Genomic DNA, 21,807 nt, shown 5'->3' on the forward strand with positions numbered 1-21,807 from the left:
TATGATTTTAGTAAATAAATACAAAAAAAGCAGGGTGCAATAATCCTGCTTTTTTCTATATTTTTTCATAAAAGAATGTATCAAAACGCTGAAGATTGAATCGTTCAGGTGTTAAAATTTGTTCTGTGCTACCGACAAATAACACACCGCCTTTTCGTAAAGAACGGCTAAACTTTTCATACAGCTTGACTCTTGCTTCTTCAGTGAAATAGATCATTACATTACGACAAACAATTAAATCGTAATTTGTATCGAACGATTGCATTAATAGGTCATGCTGTTTGAACGTGACGTGTTGCTTAATATTTTGATGTAATGAATATATATCATCTTCTTTTGTGAAATGACGTTCTTTCAAATCGCTAGGTAATTCTTTCAAAGAACGTTCCGTATATTGAGCACGTTTTGCACTCTCTAAAATATGAAAATCAAGATCCGTTGCTAGTATTTCATAGCGAAATGGAGAGAGATGTTTCGATAAAATTAAAGAGAGTGTATATGGTTCTTCGCCAGCAGCGCAAGCGGCACTCCATACTTTTAATTTTCCGTTATTTTGTTCGAGTAATTTTGGCAGTGCTTTCGATTCTAACGTTTGCCAACGTTCTTTATTTCTAAAAAACTCTGAAACGTTAATTGTAATATAGTCAATAAAACTTAAAAATAAGTTTTGATCAACACGTAAAGTACTTAAAAACGTAGTGTAGTTTTCAAAGCCTTTTCTTGAAATAAAAGCATCGATTCTACGGCGCATCCTATCTTGTTTATACGAAGCGATATCCATATTGAATTGTTGTTTAAAACTCGCGATAAAATGATCATAATCTTGTTCAATTATCATATTTACAATGGGCACAATAACGATATTGTGCCGCCCCCTTTACATCATACGAATTTTTTGTTCAAAGCTTTTTTTCATTTGTTTTTCATGTAAACCTGGTAAATCATAAATGACAGCATCAATCCCAGCTTCTTTTGCAATGTCAACGGGAATGACAGATGTATGTTTGTCTCCGTTATAAAAACAGAGAACTAAATCGGTATCTTCAATAATTTGTTTCACAAAAAACATATAATCAGATCGATAAATAGAGTCGGAAGGGTGATCAAAAGCAACATACTCGGCTCCGTGTGATTTTAAATAATCTACGATTTCTTGGAATTCATCTGTTACTGCTTGTAACGGTTGGAGCGTGTAAAGGCATAAATTTTGAGCGAGTCTTTCGTTTTCAACGAAAAAACGAAGTACCTCATTTTCAATAGATTTATAACATAATATGTAAATTTTATGTTTGTGAGCATAGTCAGTTAAAAATTTTTTGATTTCTTCTTGATCTAATGCTGTTAATTGATTTGAACCACAAAGAAAAATATTCATAGAATTGTGCCACCTCATGCTAAATTGTAACATATCTTCTATAAAAAATAACTGCAAAATATTAGTGTTCAGAGTATAATTATAAATAACTAGATTTTACGATTAACTTTTGGAAGAAATAAAAAAATAAATAGGTGATATATATGCTGCGTTCAATCTCGCATAATCCAATCTTATCGCATATACCGCCTGCTACTCAAATGCCGAAAGAAGCAAATGTCAGGACTGGACTTGCATTTTCGGATAATTTGCATGCAGATCCGAAAAAAGATAAGTTGTTAGAACAAATGGAAGCGTTTGTTGATAATATTGGAGAAATTAAAGAAAAAATCGAAATGGAATTAACACTTGATAACGTAATGGAATACAAAAATACAGTAAAATCATTTTTGAATTTTTACGTTGATAATGTATTGCAATATAAAGATGTCATGTCTCGTCATCCGCGTTATGGCTATTCACAGAAAATGACGATTGTAAAACAGGCGGAAATGGGATTGAATGAGTTAGAAGATGTTATGAACTTAATTAATACAAAAACAGGACATTTAGAAATGTTAAATCAAATTGGAGAAATCCACGGTTTAATTGTAAATTTAGTCTTGTAAAAGGGAAGGAAGCTATATGTATATACAATTATATGAAAAGCTCGTTATTATTCAAAAAGCATATGAAAACATTCAAACGCTTGGAGAACAAATATATGAGAATTTAAAAAATAAAAATGTAAATGCAGTTCAAAAGTTACAAGTAGAGCAATTGCAGTACATTGAAGGTTTAAAACAATTATCGAGATCATTTGAAGAAATGGTTGTTCAGTTTTGTAAAGAACAGGGAGTGGAATCATTTCGCGTAAGTGCGTTATTTTCGTATTTTTCTCAAGAAGAAATTGAGAAAATGGAAAAATTACAAAAAAACTTAATTGGATTAGAAGAAAATGTAAAAATGCTTCTTTTGAAAAATCAATATTACTTAAACGTACTATTAAAAACTACAGAAAGTATTGTGGATTCAGTTTCTGAATATAACTTAGAACGAAACAATAATTCGCAAATCTTTATGAATGAACTATTGTAAAGGGGAAGTGAAGCATTATGCGATTATCTGATTACAATACCCCGTTATCGGGTATGTTAGCGGCCCAAATGGGATTACAAACGACGAGACAAAACTTATCAAACATTCATACACCTGGCTATGTGCGCCAAATGGTGAATTACGGATCTGTTGGAGCGAGCAATGGTCATACGCCAGAACAGAGAATTGGTTATGGTGTACAAACGTTAGGTGTTGATCGTATTACAGATGAAGTGAAGACGAAACAGTTTAACGACCAATTATCTCAGCTCTCTTACTATAATTATAAGAACTCGGTTTTATCACGAGTAGAGTCTATGGTAGGAACGACAGGCAAAAACTCACTATCTAGTTTAATGGATGGATTCTTTAATGCTTTTCGAGAAGTGGCAAAAAATCCAGAGCAATCAAACTATTATGATACGCTAATTTCTGAAACTGGGAAGTTTACAAGTCAGGTAAATAAACTTGCGAAAAATTTAGATTCAGTAGAAGCGCAGACGACAGAAGATATTGAAGCGCATGTCAATGAATTTAATCGTCTTGCTGACAGTTTAGCAGAAGCGAATCAAAAAATTGGGCAAGCTGGTACACAAGTGCCAAATCAACTTTTAGACGAACGTGACCGTATCGTTACAGAAATGTCTAAGTATGCCAATATAGAAGTATCTTATGAATCTATGAATCCTAATATCGCAAGTGTTAGAATGAATGGCGTTTTAACAGTGAATGGACAAGATACATATCCATTGCAATTAAATAAAACGAAAGAACCTATGTCTGTTGAAATTTACGGTTCGGAAATTCCTTTAACTAGTGGGGCAATAAAATCTGCAATCGATACAAAAGGGCAGATTGGTAGTTATAAGAAAAATCTTGAAGAGTTAATGGGTTCAGTGAAAAATCAAGTAAATACAGTGATGGGAAAAGACTTCTTCGTTGGAGATTATGCGAAAGAGTTGAAATTAAATCCAGAATTTGCGAATGATTTTTCGAAAATGAAAATATCTGCTGAAACTGCAAATAAATTGGCAGGAATTACAGATGAAGATTATAAAGATGGTCTTTCATATAAAAAAGCATTAGACCAATTCATAGTGAAGGTAGCATCTGATAAAAGTGAAGTGAACGGTTATCAAAAAATTCATGGAGACTTATTAGAAGGTATTCAGCAAGAAAAGATGAGTATCGAAGGCGTGAATATGGAAGAAGAAATGGTTAATTTAATGGCCTTCCAAAAATACTTCGTTGCGAATTCTAAAGCTATTACTACAATGAATGAAGTGTTTGATAGTCTGTTTTCAATCATTAGATAATGAGAGGTAAAAACAAACCCCTTTTCTTTTATGTTTGAAGAGAGGACCAGCAGAGTGTAGAAGCGGTCAGTGCCTAATAGAGGACCTATCGGTGTAAGACCAGAGATACAGGGCGGTTGCCGGATAAGGAAGAATGGAGGAAATCCGGAAATAGTTCCGGTTTCACCTTCCAATCAATTTTCAATAGATAAAGGAGGAGATAGAAATGAGAGTATCTACATTTCAAAATGCAAACTGGGCAAAGAATCAGTTAATGGATTTGAATGCCCAACAGCAATATCATCGAAATCAAGTAACTTCAGGGAAGAAAAATCTTCTTATGAGTGAAGATCCACTTGCAGCAAGTAAATCATTTGCAATTCAACATTCGTTGGCGAATATTGAACAAATGCAAAAGGATATAGCAGATTCAAAAAATGTGTTAAGTCAGACGGAAAATACATTGCAAGGTATTGTGAAATCTTTAACGAGAGTTGATCAATTAACGATACAAGCATTAAATGGGACGAATAGTGAAAAAGAATTAAAATCTATTGGAACAGAAATTGATCAAATCTTAGAGCATGTCGTCTATCTAGCAAATACGAAGGAACAAGGGCGCTATCTTTTTGGTGGTGATAGTACTGATAAGCCGCCATTTACAAAAGATGGAATATATCAAGGTGGAAATGAAGATGTAATGTGGAAGTTGAATGATGGCTACGAAATTAAAGCGTTTCGTAAAGGCGATGATTTATTAACACCTGTAATTCAAACGTTAGTAAAGATGAAAGATGTTTTGCAAAGTGGTGATCAAAAAGCATTACAACCGTTTTTAGAAGAAAATAAGAAAAATTTAGATGGTGTCATTAACCGTACGACGGAAGTTGGCTCAACTATGAACACTGTAGACACATTTAAGACAATTTTAAGTGAGCAAGATCTAGCGCTTCAAGAAAATCGTAAAGAAATTGAAGATGTTGATTTAGCGACAGCAATTTCAGAGTTAGCATACATAAACGCAACATATGAAGCGACGCTTAAAGCAGTTAGCACGATGAGCAAAACGAGTATTTTAGACTATATGTAGAAAAGGAGTAGGTTTTTATGGGAACAACAGTATCTAATATTGGCGGTAGGCAACAAATTTGGAATCTTGGGAATAATATAATTGATACTTCTAATCTAGTAAACTTAGAACTACAAGCTTTAGAAATGAAAAAAACACCGTACAATAATCAAAAGCAAACATTAAGTAATGAGCGAAATGTTTATGCTAGTATGAATAAGGAATTTAATAGCTTTGTGCAAGTTTTTAAAGATATGTATGCTTTTAAAGGCAATGAGAAGAAAACATCTGTATCAAAAGAGGGATTTGTTACTGCACAAGCAGATGCATCTGCTATTGCGGGAACATACAATATTACAGTTGAAAAAGTTGCAGAACGTCATCAAATTACAACAAGATCAGTAGATCTATCTGACCCCAATAATCCGAAGAATAAAATAGACTTAGATGCAAAACTTGAAAAAGATGTTACGTTTGAAATTAATGGTAAAGAAGTTAAAGTATCTAAGGATATGACTTATAAAGATTTAGTGAATAAAATTAATAATGGGAATTATGGAGTATCAGTATATTCACTAGGGGGACAATTATTCTTTACATCTACTACAGCTGGAACAAAAGGAACAATAAATTTAGTAGATGGTAAAGAAGGTTTTTTAGAGGGAATTGGTTTAGTGAATTCATCTATAGACCAGGATACTAATAAGAAGGTATTTACGATTGCTAATGAAATAACAGCAGCTACAAATGCTGAATATACGATAAATGGGATTAAAGATTCGAGTACATCTAATAAAATCGATGCAATTCCAGGTTTAACCATTAACTTGGAGAAAGCAACAAGTGAACCTATAAAAATTACTATTGAAGACTCGAATGTAAAGGATTCTATTGATTTAATAAAAAAAATGAAAGACGAATATAATAAAGCTGTTGGGAACTTGGATTTATTTGCTGGAAAGAATGGTGTGATGCAAGGAAATAATATTTCATTTTCACTTGGTAATACAATGACAAGTCTTTTCAAATATTCTCAAGATAATAAATACTTATTTTCTTTCGGTATCCAAGTTGATAAAACTGGTAAGATGACATTAGATGAAGAAAAGTTAAAAACAGCCTTTAAAGAAAACCCTGAAGCTGCAAAACAATTTTTCTTTGGATTCAATGGCGTAGGCCATGAAATGGAAAAAAAATTAGATGGTATTTTTGGTGATGAGGGGGTAATTGGAAAACGTTCTAAAAGTATTGAAGAACAAATAAAAGAGATTGATAAGAAAATTAAAGATATTGATGAACTGAATAAACAAAGACAAGAGGCAATTGTTGATAAATATCAAAAACTAGAAAGTACATTAGCTGAGCTTGATAGCCAACTAAAAACAATTAAAGCAATGACAAAACAAAAAAGTGATGATTAATGAAAGTTGAGGAAGTGATCGTATGCAAGCATGGCAACGTTATATGCAAAATGATATTATGACGAGTAATCCGATTAAAAATACAATTTTTATTTATGAAAGATGCATTGTAGAGTTTCGTAATTTAGAAGAGCTTTTACATACTTTTAAACTACAAGAGGGAGATGCGCTTCTTGAGAAGTTAGAACGTATTTTTGAAGAATTAAAGCTTCAATTAAACCCTGAGATTACGAAAGATTTATATGATAGTCTTTATGGTTTATATGACTGGATTAGTGTTCAAATTCAAACGATGAAAGTAACACGTGAAGCGAAAGATATTGATGCGATTGTGAAAGTGTTACAAGATTTAATTGACGGTTATCGCGGAGCGCTTGAAAATGAACAATGATATTTATCGAGCATTTGTCGGCTGTTTTAATGAAATCGGTGAATTGCAAGTGTCAGATGAAGAGTTTGCTGAGAAGAGTGCGATGTTAAATCGCTGGATGATGACATTGGATGAAGAAACGCGCGCACAAGTTGCGGCAGAAGTAAGTCCATTTATTATTAAGGCAGCACAGCATATTCGAGATAAGCAAAAGATTTTGGAAGAAATGATTATGACAAATGATGGGCGAATGAAAGCAAATTCATTTTACGGTAAATATTAATTATAAAGTGTGGAAACGGATCTCCCTTATTACAAGGGGATCCATTCCTTCATGTAAATAAAGAATTCCGCTGATTGAGGTTTCATTTTATGACTGTAAAAAATAAAAGTAATCTAAATAATGTAAAAATAACCTACGGCTAGTCGTAAATATGTTGAAATATTATATAGATTACTACGCGTATACAGTTTTTTTGTATTCTTTTTTATATTTTTGTATTTTTCTAAAGACAACAATGTAAAAATGGAATAAAATATGTAAGGGTACATGATAGTTAATATTTTAATAAATACATATAAGAAATTAAATAATGAAGTGAAACTTCCATCAGTGGATTATTATGCCAAAATGATAAGTGAAAAAGGAAGGGTGTGGAGTATGCCAGATTTAGTGACTGATGTAAGCCATTATATGAATTATTTAGTGACGAAACGAAATACTGTTTCTAGTAATATTGCAAATGCGAATACACCTGGCTATAAAGCACAAGACGTTACATTTGCTGAGCAAATGAATAAAAGTAGTGCATTATATAAGAGTAATACTGCGGATTTAAAAACTAATGCAGATTTATATCAAACGAATGAAATGCACTTACCGACGGTAAATACGAAAAACACATATGCGAAGATTCAAACGAAGGCAATGCAAACGAATAAAGATGGAAATAGTGTGGATGTAACGACAGAAATGCTAGATTTAATGAAAACAAACCAATTGTATGGGATTTCAATTAACGCAATTAATACACAATATGCAATTAACCAAGCAGCTCGTGGACGTTAATAGTAGAAGGAGAGACAACGATGTTTCAGGCAATTAATGCAAGTGGATCAGGGCTAACAACAGCGAGAAAATGGATGGAAGTTACTTCAAATAATATTGTAAATGCCAATACAACGGCAGCTCCGGGGGCAAATTTGTATGAGCGCCGTAGTGTAGTGCTTGAATCAAATAATAGTTTTGCGAATATGTTAGACAGTGCACCGACTAACGGGGTGAAAATAAAAAGTATTGAGGCAGACAAAACTGAAAACTTAGTGTATGATCCGACGCATCCGCATGCAAATGAAGAAGGATATGTACGGTATCCGAATGTTGATGTGACTGCTGAAATGACGAATGTAATGGTTGCTCAAAAAATGTACGAAGCAAATACAAGTGTATTAAATGCGAATAAAAAAATGCTGGATAAAGATTTAGAAATCGGCCGAGGATAAAGGGGGAATATGGGAAGATGAAAATCCAACCAATGTTACATACACAGCCATTTGGCGCGATTCAGTCAATTGGTGCACCGAAAAATACACAAACATCTGTAGTCGAGGGGAAGAAGTTTATCGATTTATTGGAAGATATGAATCAAACACAAAACAATGCGCAAACAGCTGTATATGATTTATTAACAAAAGGAGTAGGAGAAACACATGACGTTTTAATTCAGCAAAAGAAGGCTGAGTCTCAAATGAAAACGGCTGCTCTTGTACGTGATAATCTTATTGAAAATTATAAGTCACTAATTAATATGCAAATTTAGGAAAATGGACGGGTGTGTTTAAATGGAAAAGTTAAAAAATGTTTTCCAATCGTTAAAAACGTGGCATAAGTTAGTCATTGGTGCTGCGCTTTTAGCAATTGTAACAGGAGCACTTTTATACTTCACCTTGCCAGATAAATATGTTGTTGTATATCAAAATTTAAATGATGCAGACAAGCAAGAGATTACAGCAGAATTATCGAAGCTAGGTGTCGATTACCAATTAGCAGCCGATGGTTCGATTCGTGTGCAAAAGAATGATGCTCCATGGGTTCGAAAAGAAATGAATGGAATGGGATTACCGTTTAACTCAAAAAGCGGTGAGGAAATTTTATTAGAAAGCTCGCTCGGTTCAAGTGAGCAAGATAAAAAAATGAAGCAAATTGTCGGTACGAAAAAGCAATTAGAGCAAGACATTGTAAGAAACTTTGCGACAGTTGAAACGGCAAATGTTCAAATTACATTACCTGAAAAAGAAACAATTTTTGATGAAGAAAAAGCAAAAGGAACAGCCGCAATTACGGTTGGTGTAAAGCGTGGTCAACTATTAACGGCTGATCAAGTTGCGGGTATACAGCAAATGATCAGTGCAGCAGTTCCTGGTGTAAAAGCAGAAGAAGTAAGTGTGATTGATAGTAAAAAAGGTGTTATCTCAAAAGGGGCAGATGAAGCACATGCTACTAGTTCCTCTTCTTATGAGAAAGAAGTAGAGATGCAGCACCAAATTGAAGGTAAATTAAAGCAAGATATCGATGCAACATTAATGACGATGTTTAAGCCGAATGAATATAAAGTGAATACGAAAGTATCTGTAAACTACGATGAAGTTACACGTCAGTCTGAAAAATATGGTGATAAAGGTGTACTTCGTAGTAAACAAGAGCAAGAGGAAAGCTCTACTGCGCAAGAAGGTGCAGATACGAAGCAAGGTGCTGGTATTACAGCGAACGGCGAAGTGCCGAACTACGGTACGAACAATAATCAAAATGGCAAAATCGTCTACGATAATAAAAACGGTAACAAAATCGAAAACTATGAAATAGATAAAACAGTTGAAACGATTAAGAAACACCCAGAGTTAACGAAAACAAATGTTGTTGTATGGGTAGATAATGATACGTTAGTAAAACGAAGAATTGATATGACAACTTTCAAAGAAGCGATCGGCACAGCTGCTGGGCTTCAAGCTGACCCGAATGGAAACTTTACAAATGGTCAAGTTAACGTTGTAACTGTTCAGTTTGATCAGCCGAAAGAAGAGAAGAAGAAAGAGCCAGAAGAAAGTGGTATAAACTGGTGGTTATTTGGTGGTATTACAGGTGGCTTATTAGCGCTCTTTGGTCTAATATGGTTCTTCTTAGCTAGACGTAAGAGAAAGAAAGAAGAAGAGGAATATGAAGAATACTTAGCAGAAGAGGAAGTTGCTGCAAGTAGTGAAAGTATTATGGAAATTCCGGAAGAGAAAATAGTACCAGAGCCAAAACCTGAGCCAGAAGAACCGAAAGAACCAACGTTAGATGAACAAGTGCAGGATGCTACGAAAGAACATGTAGAAGGTACTGCAAAAGTAATTAAAAAATGGTTAAACGGACAGTAAGGGAGGAACAACGATGTTAGATGAAATCTCCTCCAAAGAAAAAGCTGCCATCCTCATTCGTACATTAGATGAAGAGGTGGCAGCAAAAGTCATTGAATATATGACGGCTGAGGAAAAAGAAGTGTTGCTTCGTGAAATCGCGAAGTTTCGTGTATATAAACCAGAAACGTTAGAGAATGTACTAGGGGAGTTCTTATATGAACTAAATGTAAAAGAATTGAACTTAGTCACTCCAGATAAAGAGTACATTCGTCGCATATTTAAAAATATGCCAGAAGACGAGCTTGAAAAATTATTGGAAGACCTTTGGTACAACAAAGATAATCCATTTGAATTCTTAAATTCACTGACAGATTTAGAGCCACTTCTTACAGTGCTTAATGATGAATCACCACAAACAATTGCAATTATCGCTTCTTACATTAAACCGCAACTTGCTTCTCAATTAATTGAGAGATTGCCAGATCATAAGCGAGTAGAAACGGTAATGGGTATTGCGAAACTAGAACAAGTTGACGGTGAACTCATTAATCAAATTGGTGAGCTATTAAAAGCGAAATTAAATAATATGGCATTTAGTGCCATCAATAAAACAGACGGCTTAAAAACAATTGTGAACATTTTAAATAACGTTTCACGAGGCGTTGAAAAAACAGTCTTTCAAAAGTTGGATGAAGTTGATTATGAGTTATCTGAGAGAATTAAAGAAAATATGTTTGTCTTTGAAGACTTACTTGGTCTTGAAGATCTTGCGCTTCGCCGTGTGTTAGAGGAAATTACGGATAACGGTGTCATTGCAAAAGCGCTTAAAATTGCAAAAGAAGAAATTAAAGAGAAATTATTTACATGTATGTCTTCAAACCGTAAAGAGATGATTCTGGAAGAATTAGATGGCTTAGGACCACTTAAGATGACAGATGCTGAGAAAGCGCAGCAAACGATTACAGGTACGGTGAAAAAGCTAGAGAAAGAAGGAAGAATTATCGTTCAAAGAGGTGAAGATGATGTCCTTATTTAAAAACAGAATTCCGAAGAATTCTGTTTCTTTTTCTGAAGAAACGTATGAATTACAATTTCCAAAACCAATACCAGTTCATGTAGAAGAAATACAAGTAGATCATGAAGAACTTCTTGCGCAGCAACAATCGTTACATGTTGAACTAAATCAACTAAGGCAAGAGCAGCAAATATTAGAGCGAGAGCGTCAGCAGCTATTACATAATCAAGAACAATTTCAAATGCACGTTCAGCAGCAGATGAAAGAAATAGAATCGGCACGTCAGCAGTTTCAAAAAGAGCAACAAGAAACTGCATACGAATGGACAGAATTATTATGGGATCAATCTTTCCAACTAGCAGAAAAAATTGTGAATCAAGCAGTAGATACTAGGTTGCTTGATGTGTTACCTATTTTAACTGGCATCGTTCAAACGTTACCTACTTCGTTTGAAAAACTAGTTATTACCGTACATCCAGAAACGTTTGAACGTATTCAAGAAGAGAAGGAAAATACGAAAGAATATTGGTTACTACAATTAGTAGAATGGAAATATGATTTCTCCTTACAGTTCGGTGAATTTGTTCTAGAAGAAGAGAAAGAGTTCTTTGAATTTAAGTTTGCACCTATATTTGCGAAACTTCGCCAGAAATGGGAAGAAGAGAAGTTATTTGAGGAGCAAAATGTATGAATCGATTGTTAATGAATGAAAACCAAAAATGGAATACATTTATTGAAACGCCGTTTTATACGAAAGTCGGTAAAGTTCATAGTGTGCAAGAGCAGTTTTTCGTAGCGAAGGGACCAAAGGCGAAAATCGGTGATGTTTGTCTCGTTGGAGAACATAACGTCTTATGTGAAGTAATTGCAATTGAAAAAGAGAACAATATGTTACTCCCGTTTGAACAGACAGAAAAAGTTTGTTACGGAGATTCCGTTACATTAATTGCAGAAGATGTTGTTATACCTCGTGGTAATCATTTGCTCGGAAAAGTGTTAAGTGCAAATGGCGAAGTGTTAAATGAGAACGCTGAAAACATTCCGCTGCAAAAAATAAAACTAGATGCTCCGCCTATTCATGCGTTTGAACGTGAAGAGATTACTGACGTATTTGAAACGGGAATTAAATCCATTGATTCTATGCTAACAATTGGTATCGGTCAAAAGATTGGTATTTTCGCTGGATCAGGTGTAGGTAAATCTACTTTACTCGGCATGATTGCGAAAAATGCAAAAGCGGATATAAACGTTATTAGTTTAGTAGGAGAACGTGGCCGAGAAGTAAAAGATTTTATTCGAAAAGAATTAGGCGAGGAAGGTATGAAGAAAAGCATCGTTGTCGTAGCGACGTCAGATGAAAGTCACCTTATGCAACTTCGCGCTGCTAAGCTTGCGACATCTATTGCAGAATACTTCCGAGACGAAGGCAATAACGTACTACTTATGATGGACTCTGTTACTCGTTTTGCTGATGCACGTAGAAGTGTTGATATTGCTGTTAAAGAGTTGCCGATTGGTGGTAAAACACTTTTAATGGAAAGTTATATGAAGAAGCTGTTAGAGCGATCCGGGAAAACACAAAAGGGGTCTATAACAGGTATTTACACTGTACTCGTTGATGGAGACGATTTAAACGGTCCTGTACCAGATTTAGCACGTGGTATTTTAGATGGACATATTGTATTAAAACGTGAACTTGCAACGCTCAGTCATTATCCTGCTATTTCCGTGCTAGACTCAGTAAGTAGGATTATGGAAGAAATCGTGTCGCCAACTCATTGGCAACTTGCAAATGAAATGAGAAAAATTTTATCTATTTATAAAGAAAATGAATTGTATTTTAAGTTAGGAACGATTCAAGAAAATGCAGAAAATGCTTATATTTTTGAATGTAAAAATAAAGTAGAAGGTATAAATACGTTTTTAAAACAAGGTCGATCAGATCGTTTCCAATTTAACGATATCGTTGAAGCAATGCACCATATAGTATAAGACCTTGCGCTTCGCAGGTCTTATTTTTTTGTTTTTTAATATTTCACAGATTTTTTTGGAAAAAAACTATATAATAGAAAAAGAGAACGTTATAATAGGAAGGGGCTATGAAAACAGGTGGATAAGCAGCAGTACGACACGATAAAATTGCAAATAAATCAAGAAAAAGAACAGATCTTGAAAGAAGTGTATGAATTAACAGCTGAAAAAAGAAAAATAGAGCAAAAAAAAGAATATGATTTATATGTTGTAAAATCGCGTAGTAAAGTCGTACAAACTGGGCAACGTATAATGGCTGGCATGCTTTCGTCACATACGTTTTCACCTGAAAGAATAGAAGAATGGAATCGGAAAATTAAAAAAACGGAAGATTTTATTCGGAAAAATGAAAGCCTTTTAGAACAAGTAAAAGAAAAAGAACGTGTCATTGATGAGATGTATCAAGAAGATTGTAGAAAGCTTGCGAAAATACGAGAAAAGCAGGAAGAAAAAATGCTTCTTGATTTGAAAATGTGTATGAATGGATGAGGTGAATGTAGTGATACAGTCTGTATTACCGGTGCAACAAAGTTTACCTCCGCAAAAAGAAAAAGGGCTAGAAGTACAATCTAAAAGTGAAGATTCTTCATTTGATCATGCGATGAGAATGGAAAATACAAAGCAGCCAAAAACGGAGAAAACGAAGCGAGAAGATGCACCAGAAGATAGAAAAGAAAACATTCTTTCTAAAAAATCGGCAACGAAAGAAGAGCCAAGTGTAAAGAAAGAAGAAAAAAAAGAGACAGAACAGTTATTATTAGCTGTATCTGAGCAAATGGTTGCAATTGAACAATTACGTGTGCAGCCAGAATTGTTATATCAATACATACAAAAAATACAAGAGCTATATAAAGAATATGGAAATATAAAACTTAACGAATTACCCGCAGGTGAATTACAACAATTACAAGAACTTCTTTCCAATATGAATATCAAAAATGCTATATGTTTAGAAGATACAATGCAAACGGTATTAGACAAAGTGAAGATGCCAGAACAAATGATGCAAGTATTGAAAGTGGTAGAAACAGAAACTTGTAATATTGCAAAGAAACAAGAAGAGTCTAAAGAATTAGATGGAGATCTTCCGAAAACTGAGGACGAAGATGCCAAGGTAGAGTTGCCAGAAGGTGATGTATTCAACGATTCGAATTTTGCCGGTGCGGAGTTATTAAATAAAGCGACGAGTACCGATCAAATAGGAAAATCCAATAGTGGCGCTGAGAAAGTTTCATTGCCTGACTTAGGAAAGAAAATGGAAGCACAAGTAGAAGCACTGCAAAAATTTGTAGTGAAACAAGAACGTGTGTTATTTCAGTTAAATCCAGAAAAACTTGGTACATTGACAGTGTTTATGAAAAAACATGGAGATCAAATTGATGTTCACGTAGAAATGGAAAAACACGATGCGAAGAAACGCGTGGAAATCATTTTTGATGAATTGAGATTGAAGTTAAAAGAAAAAGAAATCAACATTCAAATTAGCTATGCAGATAAAGATGAAAATCGTAAAGAGCAGCGAGAACAAGAGCAAAGGCAAAAACAAAAACTAGCAAGTACGAAACATGAAAAACAAAAATCAAAAGAATTTGTGGGATTATTGGAGGAATAAAGCGTGCCAACAGTTGGATTAAATACAACGAGTACAAACCATATTCCATTACAAGCAGGAGCGCAGAATAGGAATGCATCTGTTAACGGTGCACAACCGGCAGTAGGGCAAATGAATGGAGTATCAGCAGGAGAACAAAAGACTCCTGGTGTAATGGGGAAAGATGATTTTCTAAAATTATTTTTAGCGAGCTTTCAACATCAAGATCCATTTAATGCGATGGATATGAATCAAATGATGAATCAGACAGCACAATTATCTCTTATGGAACAAGTACAGAATATGACGAAAGCGGTAGATAAACTGCAATCAACGATGTATTCAACAGCGCTTGATGGTGGAATGAAGTTTTTAGGAAAGTATGTAAGAGGTGTTGACGGTAATGGTAAAAAAGTCACTGGTCAAGTAGAGACAGTTCGCCTCGCAGAAAATAATGAGGTACAGCTCGTTATTGATAATAAAGTTGTATCTCTTCGTTTCGTTGAGAGAGTGTCTGATAAACCAATTGGAGAAACGAATCCAGAAGATGCAAAGAAAGACGAGCAAAAAGGTACTGAAGAAGTAACGGAAGAAGTCAAAACTATAAATTCATAAGGAGTGTCCATACGTTATGATTAAAGCGTTATATACAAGTATTACAGGGATGAATGCAACACAAAATGCATTAAGTGTAACTTCAAATAATATCGCCAATGCACAAACAGTAGGTTATAAAAAACAAAAAGCAATGTTCGATGATTTACTATATAATAACTCAATTGGTGCAAAAGGTGATGGTAATTACGCAGGAACGAATCCGAAAAGTATCGGTAACGGTGTGAAAATGAGCGGTACAGTTACAGATTATAGTGATGGTACCATTACGCTAACTGGTGGAAAAACACAAGCAGCAATGGAAGGTAATGGTTTCTTCGTAGTAGGTGATTCAAAAGGCGGTAATATGGAATTTACTCGAAAAGGTACATTCGGGATATCTTCAGATTACTATATTACGAATACAGAAGGCCAATATGTATTTGCATACCCTGCAAATGAAGCAACTGGTGAAGTTGATTTATCTGGTATTCCAGGACCATTACAAATTCCAATGGGAACTGCAATTGGTGGTATTCAAACAACAAAAGGTACGATTAAAGGGAATATTCCAGTTAGTGAAAATAAAATTACACAAGATTTACCTGTCTATGATGATGCTGGTAATACGTGGACGATGCGTGTAGAATTTACGAAAACAAATGAACATGAGTATACATATAAAGTACAAATGCGTAATGATTCAAAAAAAGAAACAACATTTAAAGATGTTACAGGTGCAGGTTCAACAGGCACACTGAAATTTGACAATGTTGGAAATCCAACTCCGCCACAACAAGGAGCAAATATTCCGTTTAATGGTGGAACAGTAAATTTAGATTTCAGTAAATTAACAAACCATCCGACAGATAAAACATTATCAGTAACAGATGTAGACGGTAGAGCAGCAGCAACTGTTAAAGATTGCTTTATTGCTGACGGTGGATACGTAATGGTAAAATACTCTGATGGAAGTATGAAATCAGCTGGTCAGTTAGCTGTTGCGATGTTCCCGAACGAAGGTGGACTAATGAAAACAGGTAACGGTAACTATACAGCAACGAATACAACTGGTATTTTAGCACTTGGTGCATCTGGTCAAAACGGTGCCGGTAAAATACGTGGTGGTGCACAAGAAGGTGCAAACGTAGATTTATCTGTAGAATTCGTTGACTTAATGTTATACCAACGCGGATTCCAAGGAAATGCGAAAGTAATTAAAGTGTCAGATGAAGTATTAAATGAAGTTGTAAACTTAATTCGATAATATATTATAAAGAAAAATTGTAATGTAGTAGAAAGGGTTTTTCATTCGTATGACAAGACAAGAGCGAATTTTACAATTGCCTTTTTTCGAAAATAAACGTGACCTTGCCGAGCAAGTGTTAAAAATGGAACGAGAAGAGCATGTATATTTACCAGATCAATTTGAAATTAAGCAAGTGCCTCCCTATTCATTTGGTGAAAAACAAGCAATCATTGGCCGTATTCACGAATTTTATTTCGTAAGTGTTGGTAGTGAAGGTGAGTGGAAGTATCAACTGTTTAAAGATGAAATGAAGTGCCGTGAGTTTTTTGTTACGTTGCCGGATATCGCAGATCAGCAGATAGCGTTTTGGTTCAATAACATCGAGTTACTGAAAAGGTCTTAAAAAGTTCTTAAAAGCTCTTTTTTAGGTTTTGAGAGAGGGCCTGGCGATGTGTGGTGGCGGTTAGTGCCTAATAGAATCTCGATCGGTGTGTAAGGACAGAGGTATGGAAAGTTACTAGGGCAGTTTGAGAAGTTGTAAGCGAAGTGTAGTTGCAAAAATAGATTTATGAAAGGTTACTGGGATGGTTAATCGTTTTATGGCAAACCAGTGCCTTTTGGATCGTTTGTGGCGATAGATTTCTATAAAAGGAGAGGTGAGGAGGATGGCGCAGAATAAGTATCGCGTTACATTCATTTCGCCGAGTGAGGTTGAGCAGCGGACTGTAATGTCGGCGAGTAGTTTGCCGAATTTAATTCGTCAAGTAGAGAGTATTATTGCAGATCCGAACGGTTATTTTGTAAATGATAAAAAAAATAATTGCTATTTTAAAGTGATGAAAGAAAATGTTACATTCATTCAATATGAGTTGCTATTTTCAGATAAAGAGATTCATATTGAAAAATTAAAACATATAGCACCGGCAGTATTAAAACGATTATTTGCAAAAATAAATGATCCGGAACTATATGCGCTCGCACTGCTGGATGTTGATATAGCAACGAAAGAATATGTGCTAGAAGTAATGAATGCAGAGTTAAGAATAAGAGTAGAAACAGAGCTTTCGAAAAAATGGGAAGCGATGCCGACAGAAATTGTAGGAGCGCAAGAAGTGTTATTAGAAGCACTTGCTTCGTTTATACAAGAGTAATCGCCTGTTTAAATAAAGAAATGAATTGTTCGACTATCTATATTTTTTATATAGGTAGTTGACTTTTTCGTTTTAATAAAGCTTAATAATTAGATATACGGAAATAATGAAAGGGGAGCGACACCTTTATGTCACAAGCACAAAGTATTTTATTAGAAAGCGGAACAAATGAATTAGAGATCGTTACATATACTGTTGGTGAAAACCTATTTAGTATTAACGTAATGAAAGTACGTGAAATCATTAATCCATTCCCTGTTACAACTGTGCCAGAATCTCATCATGCAGTTGAAGGTGTTGTTCAAGTACGTGGTGAAATTTTACCAGTTATTAACTTAGCGACAGCTCTTAATTTAAAATCGACAAAGCCACTTGATCAAACGAAATTTATCATTTCAGAATTAAACCAAATGAAAGTGATTTTCCGCGTTGATGAAGTGCATCGTATTCAACGTATTTCTTGGGAGCAAATTGATGAACCAGCTTCATTATCTATGGGACTAGAAGAAACGACATCTGGTATTGTAAAACTAGATGGAAAAATCATCTTACTATTAGATTACGAGAAAATTGTATGTGAAATTAGCGGTACTGGTTATGATAATAAGTCACTTTCAAAATTAGAACAAAAAACAGATCGTGGTGAAAAAGTTATTTATATTGCAGAAGATTCAGCAATGCTTCGTCAAATATTAGAAGAAACATTATCATCAGCTGGATATACGAAAATGAACTTCTTCAGCAATGGTGCAGAAGCGTTAGCGCAAATTGAAAAGCTAGCGAAAGAGCAAGGAGAAAAAATGTTTGAACATATTCACCTGTTAATTACGGATATTGAAATGCCGAAAATGGATGGACACCATTTAACGAAAGTAATTAAAGATAGTGAGATCATGAATCGTTTACCAGTCGTTATTTTCTCTTCCTTAATTACAAATGAATTATTCCATAAAGGCGAAGCGGTAGGAGCAAATGCGCAAGTAAGTAAGCCAGATATTCAAGAGTTAATCGGCTTAGTAGATAAGTTAGTGTTGTAAAAGATTTTTAAAAGCACTTTTTTGCTTGAATAGAAGCTTTAGCCATGTGTGGCAGCGGTTAGTGCCTAATAGAGCCCTATGCCATGTTAAGACCAGAGATATGTAGCGGGTTTTTTAGGTAAGTGGAAGAAGTGGGGCAGTGAGAGTGGTGGTGGCGGTTAAGCCACACGCGATGTGAGGTTTTAATTGAAGATTTGTAGATTCTACTTATAACTCTATTCTTTTAGTGGAGAGAAGGGAACTAACCATGTGTAGTATTGGTTAGTTCCTTTTTATTGTTTCATACTCTATATAGGTGGAAAGATGGCGCGTTTGTGGTTATATGTATGAAAAATCTTCATTTGAAGATTTTTTATTTAAAAATATAAAAATGTATCTTTGGATTTTTTTAGTAATATTTCGTGATAACGCAAATTTTTTCGGTGAAATTACATTCTAAATACCATATAATATAATTAAAAGTGATTCATATGCAATTATGCATATGAATAAAAAAATCTTTTTCTATTTCTATACTTTCTATACATTTTTGTATGTTTATTATTTGACAGACAATTTCGAAATGTTATAATATGGATATGTAAAAATCGCTATTTTCTGAAAAGACATGGGAGTCAGATGAGAATTGTGAAAGGATGAGGGGGAGTGGCACAGATTATGTATCACCACACAGCAATCAATGTATTAAGTCTCTTACAAAACATGTCAAATAATAAAATGAACGATATGCAACTAGAAGCGGAATTTAAAAAAATAGAAAAACAATTCCAAGTAAAATATGAAGAACTAGTTGATTTACATAATAGAATGGTATTATTTCAAATAGATATAGAAAAACATGGCGGAATACGAGCATATGAAAAATCAACGATCACATGGCTCAAGTCTGAACTAGAGTTACTGTATGAAGTGTATCAATTTTGCCAACGTCACGGTTTAAACATTATTAATATTTCAAAGTATGTTAGTAAAAACGAACTAAATCTTTTTCCGAAAACAGAAAGTCAGTTACAAAATACGTATTACAAATTAAAAAAACGTGAAATACCGTTTGAAAATATTGAAAAACAAAAACCAGGACGAAAACGAAAATATACACCTGTAAAAGAACCAATTGTTGAAATGAAAAAAGAAAACAAACAAGAATTAAGAAATGAAGCTCCAAATACAGAGACCGAAAAAAATCTTGTAACAGTTATATCTGGTATTGTTGATAATTTTGAAACAATTAGCCAGTCTAGTGAAAGAAAAGAGCATGAACTACATCAGTTCATGGAAGGAATCTATAAGCTTTCTAGCATGGCTGCAGAGCGTTCAAAAGATGAAAAGAACGCACGTGGTCTCGAAGGCGAATTGCATGTATTACGGGCTGAAAATGAAAAGCTAAAGCGAGAAAAGGAAGAACTTGTTCATGATATAAAAGAAATGACGCATCATTTAATTCATTTCATTACGAGTTCTGATATCGATCAAATTCGCACATTGCCTTTCTTCGTAAAAGAATGTAAACAAGATTTGCATAAATTAGGGCTATATAACGCACAAGACGGTAAAATGAAAATTATGGTTGATCGCAGTGGACAGGTTATGACTGTAACGCAGTAATAAAATTTGGGTACAAAACAAAAGGGAGATACATAGTGTATATGTATTTCCCTTTTGTTTTGTATGGAATTGTTCCAAGAAAAAAAGAGAAATTATGATTGTGCATGAACAGCTGCATTTTGCATACGTTGTTCAATATTGATAATAGTTTGAAGGACGGTTTCAGTTGTGCAGAGCATTGATATCACAGGAGCTAATATCTTACCAGTTGATATATGCTTCAATAATTAATTTTTTTAAAATTTTATATAAACGGCTGCATTGTGTGTGCGCCCATGAAATTTATTCGTATTTATCTTTTATCTAGCTCTCCAATAATTTGTGAAATATAAGTTAAGTATAATGAAATGTTATGAACATTTAAATAAAAAACTACTAATTTTTATAAATGAAGTAAAAAAATATAATTAATTATCTAGCATATTTTAAAAAAAAGTAGGATAATATATTTCGTTAATACTAAATATTGTATAATAAAAATATAAAATTATTTTTATAAATAAAACATGAGATTTGGGAGGAAAATTAAAATGAAAAAAACTGGATTTTTAACTAGACTTGGTATGAGCTCTGTGCTGTTGGTGTCAGCAATGTATCCATCTGTTTCAGCACTTGCAGCTACAGAAAAAAGTGGTGCATTAAAAGTAGCTAATGTAAAAATAGAAAATAAAAAAACTGGTGATACTGATTCGATTCAAGTAAGTGAATTAGAAGAAGGTGATATTATAAAAGTATATAGTACACTTACAGCTAAAACAGAAATGATTGATTCTACAGTTCAATCTAATGAGAAATCCGCTATCATAGCTAAAAAAGATCTATTAGATTCAAAAGGTGGAAAAGTGTACGTAACTGTAACAAAAGTAAATAAAGAAGAAAGTGTGAGAACAGAAGTAAGTTATAAAGCGGAACCAATAACAAAAGCGCCAACAGCAAAAAATATTACAGTGACAAATAATAAAGCAGATGTAGCAGATACAGTAAAAGTAACAGGAGTAAAGGCAGGAGACACAGTACGTGTGTACAATGCAGCTACAAAGGGAAGTCAGTTAGGTGAAGATGTCGAAGTAGGAGAAGGAAAAAAAGAAGCGGTAATAACAATTAAACAAATCGCAAAAAGTGCGAAGGCAACAGGAAACGTATATGTAAGTGTACAAGGGAAAGATGAGCTAGAAAGTGAACGAACAGAGAAAGCATACGATGCGGAAACAACAGTAGCGCCGGAGGCGTCAAATATTAAGGTAGTAAATAAAAAAACAGGTGCTGAAGACACAATCACAGTGAAGAAAGTAGAAGCTGGAGATGTAGTGAAAGTATATAAAGATGGGAAAACAACAGAAGTAGCAGCAACAGCGACTGTAGAAGAGAAAAAAACAGAAGTAGTAATTACTAAAGAAGATTTATTAACATCAACAGGCGGAAAAGTGTACGTAACAGTAACGAAAGTAAATAAAGAAGAAAGTGCAAGAACAGAAGTAAGTTACGGAGCAGAACCAACAACAAAAGCACCAGCAGCAAAAAATATTAC

Annotated in this window: 24 protein-coding genes and 1 pseudogene; 23 read left to right on the forward strand and 2 right to left on the reverse strand. The window is 34.2% G+C overall.

What is annotated here, in order from left to right; genetic code table 11:
* Positions 1-55 precede the first annotated feature (55 nt).
* Both PDQ68_RS08195 and PDQ68_RS08200 read right to left on the reverse strand, forming a co-directional pair.
* Positions 56-838, reverse strand: coding sequence for a CheR family methyltransferase (locus tag PDQ68_RS08195; protein WP_016717063.1), 783 nt, complete (start codon positions 836-838; stop codon positions 56-58).
* Between the two features lie 39 nt (positions 839-877).
* Positions 878-1,375 (reverse strand): flagellar motor switch protein FliG, encoded by a 498-nt coding sequence (locus PDQ68_RS08200; protein WP_001020115.1) that lies wholly within the window; start codon positions 1,373-1,375, stop codon positions 878-880.
* Between the two features lie 143 nt (positions 1,376-1,518).
* On the opposite strand from PDQ68_RS08200, the gene PDQ68_RS08205 reads away from it, so the two are divergent.
* The 23 genes and pseudogenes from PDQ68_RS08205 to PDQ68_RS08315 form a co-directional block, all read left to right on the forward strand.
* Positions 1,519-1,983 carry a YaaR family protein gene (locus PDQ68_RS08205; protein WP_000946323.1) on the forward strand — a complete coding sequence of 155 codons (465 nt, stop codon included), beginning with the start codon at positions 1,519-1,521 and terminating at the stop codon, positions 1,981-1,983.
* A 16-nt stretch (positions 1,984-1,999) separates the two neighbouring features.
* Positions 2,000-2,452 carry a hypothetical protein gene (locus tag PDQ68_RS08210; RefSeq protein WP_000275907.1) on the forward strand — a complete coding sequence of 151 codons (453 nt, stop codon included), beginning with the start codon at positions 2,000-2,002 and terminating at the stop codon, positions 2,450-2,452.
* 17 nt (positions 2,453-2,469) lie between these two features.
* Complete coding sequence (gene flgK, locus PDQ68_RS08215) at positions 2,470-3,768, forward strand: flagellar hook-associated protein FlgK (RefSeq protein WP_061184039.1); 1,299 nt, start codon at positions 2,470-2,472, stop codon at positions 3,766-3,768.
* Positions 3,769-3,973: 205 nt separating this feature from the next.
* Positions 3,974-4,837, forward strand: a complete 864-nt coding sequence (locus tag PDQ68_RS08220; RefSeq protein ID WP_061184040.1) for a flagellar hook-associated protein 3 — start codon at positions 3,974-3,976, stop codon at positions 4,835-4,837.
* 17 nt (positions 4,838-4,854) lie between these two features.
* Positions 4,855-6,237: a flagellar hook-associated protein 2 gene (locus PDQ68_RS08225; RefSeq protein ID WP_270786654.1), complete on the forward strand. Its 1,383-nt coding sequence runs from the start codon at positions 4,855-4,857 to the stop codon at positions 6,235-6,237.
* Between the two features lie 22 nt (positions 6,238-6,259).
* Positions 6,260-6,628 (forward strand): flagellar export chaperone FliS, encoded by a 369-nt coding sequence (locus PDQ68_RS08230; RefSeq protein ID WP_001149522.1) that lies wholly within the window; start codon positions 6,260-6,262, stop codon positions 6,626-6,628.
* Positions 6,618-6,890 (forward strand): hypothetical protein, encoded by a 273-nt coding sequence (locus PDQ68_RS08235; protein ID WP_001058066.1) that lies wholly within the window; start codon positions 6,618-6,620, stop codon positions 6,888-6,890. The genes PDQ68_RS08230 and PDQ68_RS08235 overlap by 11 nt, the downstream gene beginning before the upstream one ends.
* Before the next feature lie 348 nt (positions 6,891-7,238).
* On the forward strand, positions 7,239-7,676 hold the full coding sequence (gene flgB, locus PDQ68_RS08240) for a flagellar basal body rod protein FlgB (protein ID WP_308054189.1): 438 nt from the start codon (positions 7,239-7,241) through the stop codon (positions 7,674-7,676).
* 20 nt (positions 7,677-7,696) lie between these two features.
* The gene (gene flgC, locus PDQ68_RS08245; RefSeq protein ID WP_000484684.1) at positions 7,697-8,110 is read left to right on the forward strand and encodes a flagellar basal body rod protein FlgC; all 414 of its coding nucleotides are present in this window, start codon (positions 7,697-7,699) and stop codon (positions 8,108-8,110) included.
* 17 nt (positions 8,111-8,127) lie between these two features.
* Positions 8,128-8,427 (forward strand): flagellar hook-basal body complex protein FliE, encoded by a 300-nt coding sequence (gene fliE / locus PDQ68_RS08250; RefSeq protein WP_000701666.1) that lies wholly within the window; start codon positions 8,128-8,130, stop codon positions 8,425-8,427.
* A 22-nt stretch (positions 8,428-8,449) separates the two neighbouring features.
* Positions 8,450-10,024, forward strand: coding sequence for a flagellar basal-body MS-ring/collar protein FliF (gene fliF, locus PDQ68_RS08255; RefSeq protein ID WP_061184043.1), 1,575 nt, complete (start codon positions 8,450-8,452; stop codon positions 10,022-10,024).
* Positions 10,025-10,037: 13 nt separating this feature from the next.
* Entirely contained in the window at positions 10,038-11,042 is a 1,005-nt protein-coding gene (gene fliG, locus PDQ68_RS08260; RefSeq protein WP_000883352.1) for a flagellar motor switch protein FliG, read from the forward strand.
* A complete protein-coding gene (locus PDQ68_RS08265; protein ID WP_061184044.1) occupies positions 11,029-11,712 on the forward strand; it encodes a FliH/SctL family protein in 684 nt (227 codons plus the stop codon). Before fliG ends, PDQ68_RS08265 begins: the two co-directional genes overlap by 14 nt.
* Positions 11,709-13,013, forward strand: a complete 1,305-nt coding sequence (fliI, locus tag PDQ68_RS08270; RefSeq protein WP_061184045.1) for a flagellar protein export ATPase FliI — start codon at positions 11,709-11,711, stop codon at positions 13,011-13,013. The genes PDQ68_RS08265 and fliI overlap by 4 nt, the downstream gene beginning before the upstream one ends.
* Before the next feature lie 117 nt (positions 13,014-13,130).
* The gene (locus tag PDQ68_RS08275; protein WP_061184046.1) at positions 13,131-13,541 is read left to right on the forward strand and encodes a hypothetical protein; all 411 of its coding nucleotides are present in this window, start codon (positions 13,131-13,133) and stop codon (positions 13,539-13,541) included.
* A 10-nt stretch (positions 13,542-13,551) separates the two neighbouring features.
* Positions 13,552-14,664 carry a flagellar hook-length control protein FliK gene (locus PDQ68_RS08280; protein ID WP_061184053.1) on the forward strand — a complete coding sequence of 371 codons (1,113 nt, stop codon included), beginning with the start codon at positions 13,552-13,554 and terminating at the stop codon, positions 14,662-14,664.
* A 3-nt stretch (positions 14,665-14,667) separates the two neighbouring features.
* The gene (locus tag PDQ68_RS08285; protein ID WP_061184047.1) at positions 14,668-15,258 is read left to right on the forward strand and encodes a flagellar hook assembly protein FlgD; all 591 of its coding nucleotides are present in this window, start codon (positions 14,668-14,670) and stop codon (positions 15,256-15,258) included.
* Positions 15,259-15,274: 16 nt separating this feature from the next.
* Positions 15,275-16,504 (forward strand): flagellar hook protein FlgE, encoded by a 1,230-nt coding sequence (gene flgE, locus PDQ68_RS08290; RefSeq protein WP_061184048.1) that lies wholly within the window; start codon positions 15,275-15,277, stop codon positions 16,502-16,504.
* Between the two features lie 49 nt (positions 16,505-16,553).
* Positions 16,554-16,889: a DUF3964 family protein gene (locus PDQ68_RS08295; protein WP_000198164.1), complete on the forward strand. Its 336-nt coding sequence runs from the start codon at positions 16,554-16,556 to the stop codon at positions 16,887-16,889.
* Positions 16,890-17,151: 262 nt separating this feature from the next.
* Entirely contained in the window at positions 17,152-17,637 is a 486-nt protein-coding gene (locus PDQ68_RS08300) for a hypothetical protein (protein WP_061184049.1), read from the forward strand.
* A 128-nt stretch (positions 17,638-17,765) separates the two neighbouring features.
* A complete protein-coding gene (locus PDQ68_RS08305) occupies positions 17,766-18,674 on the forward strand; it encodes a chemotaxis protein (protein ID WP_000075953.1) in 909 nt (302 codons plus the stop codon).
* Positions 18,675-19,331: 657 nt separating this feature from the next.
* Positions 19,332-20,279 (forward strand): DNA-binding domain-containing protein, encoded by a 948-nt coding sequence (locus PDQ68_RS08310; RefSeq protein ID WP_061184050.1) that lies wholly within the window; start codon positions 19,332-19,334, stop codon positions 20,277-20,279.
* A gap of 530 nt (positions 20,280-20,809) precedes the next feature.
* A pseudogene (locus PDQ68_RS08315) lies at positions 20,810-21,807 on the forward strand (hypothetical protein); the annotation flags it as partial.

It is taken from the genome of Bacillus cereus group sp. Bc010 (assembly GCF_027716745.1).
Lineage (GTDB): Bacteria > Bacillota > Bacilli > Bacillales > Bacillaceae_G > Bacillus_A > Bacillus_A pacificus.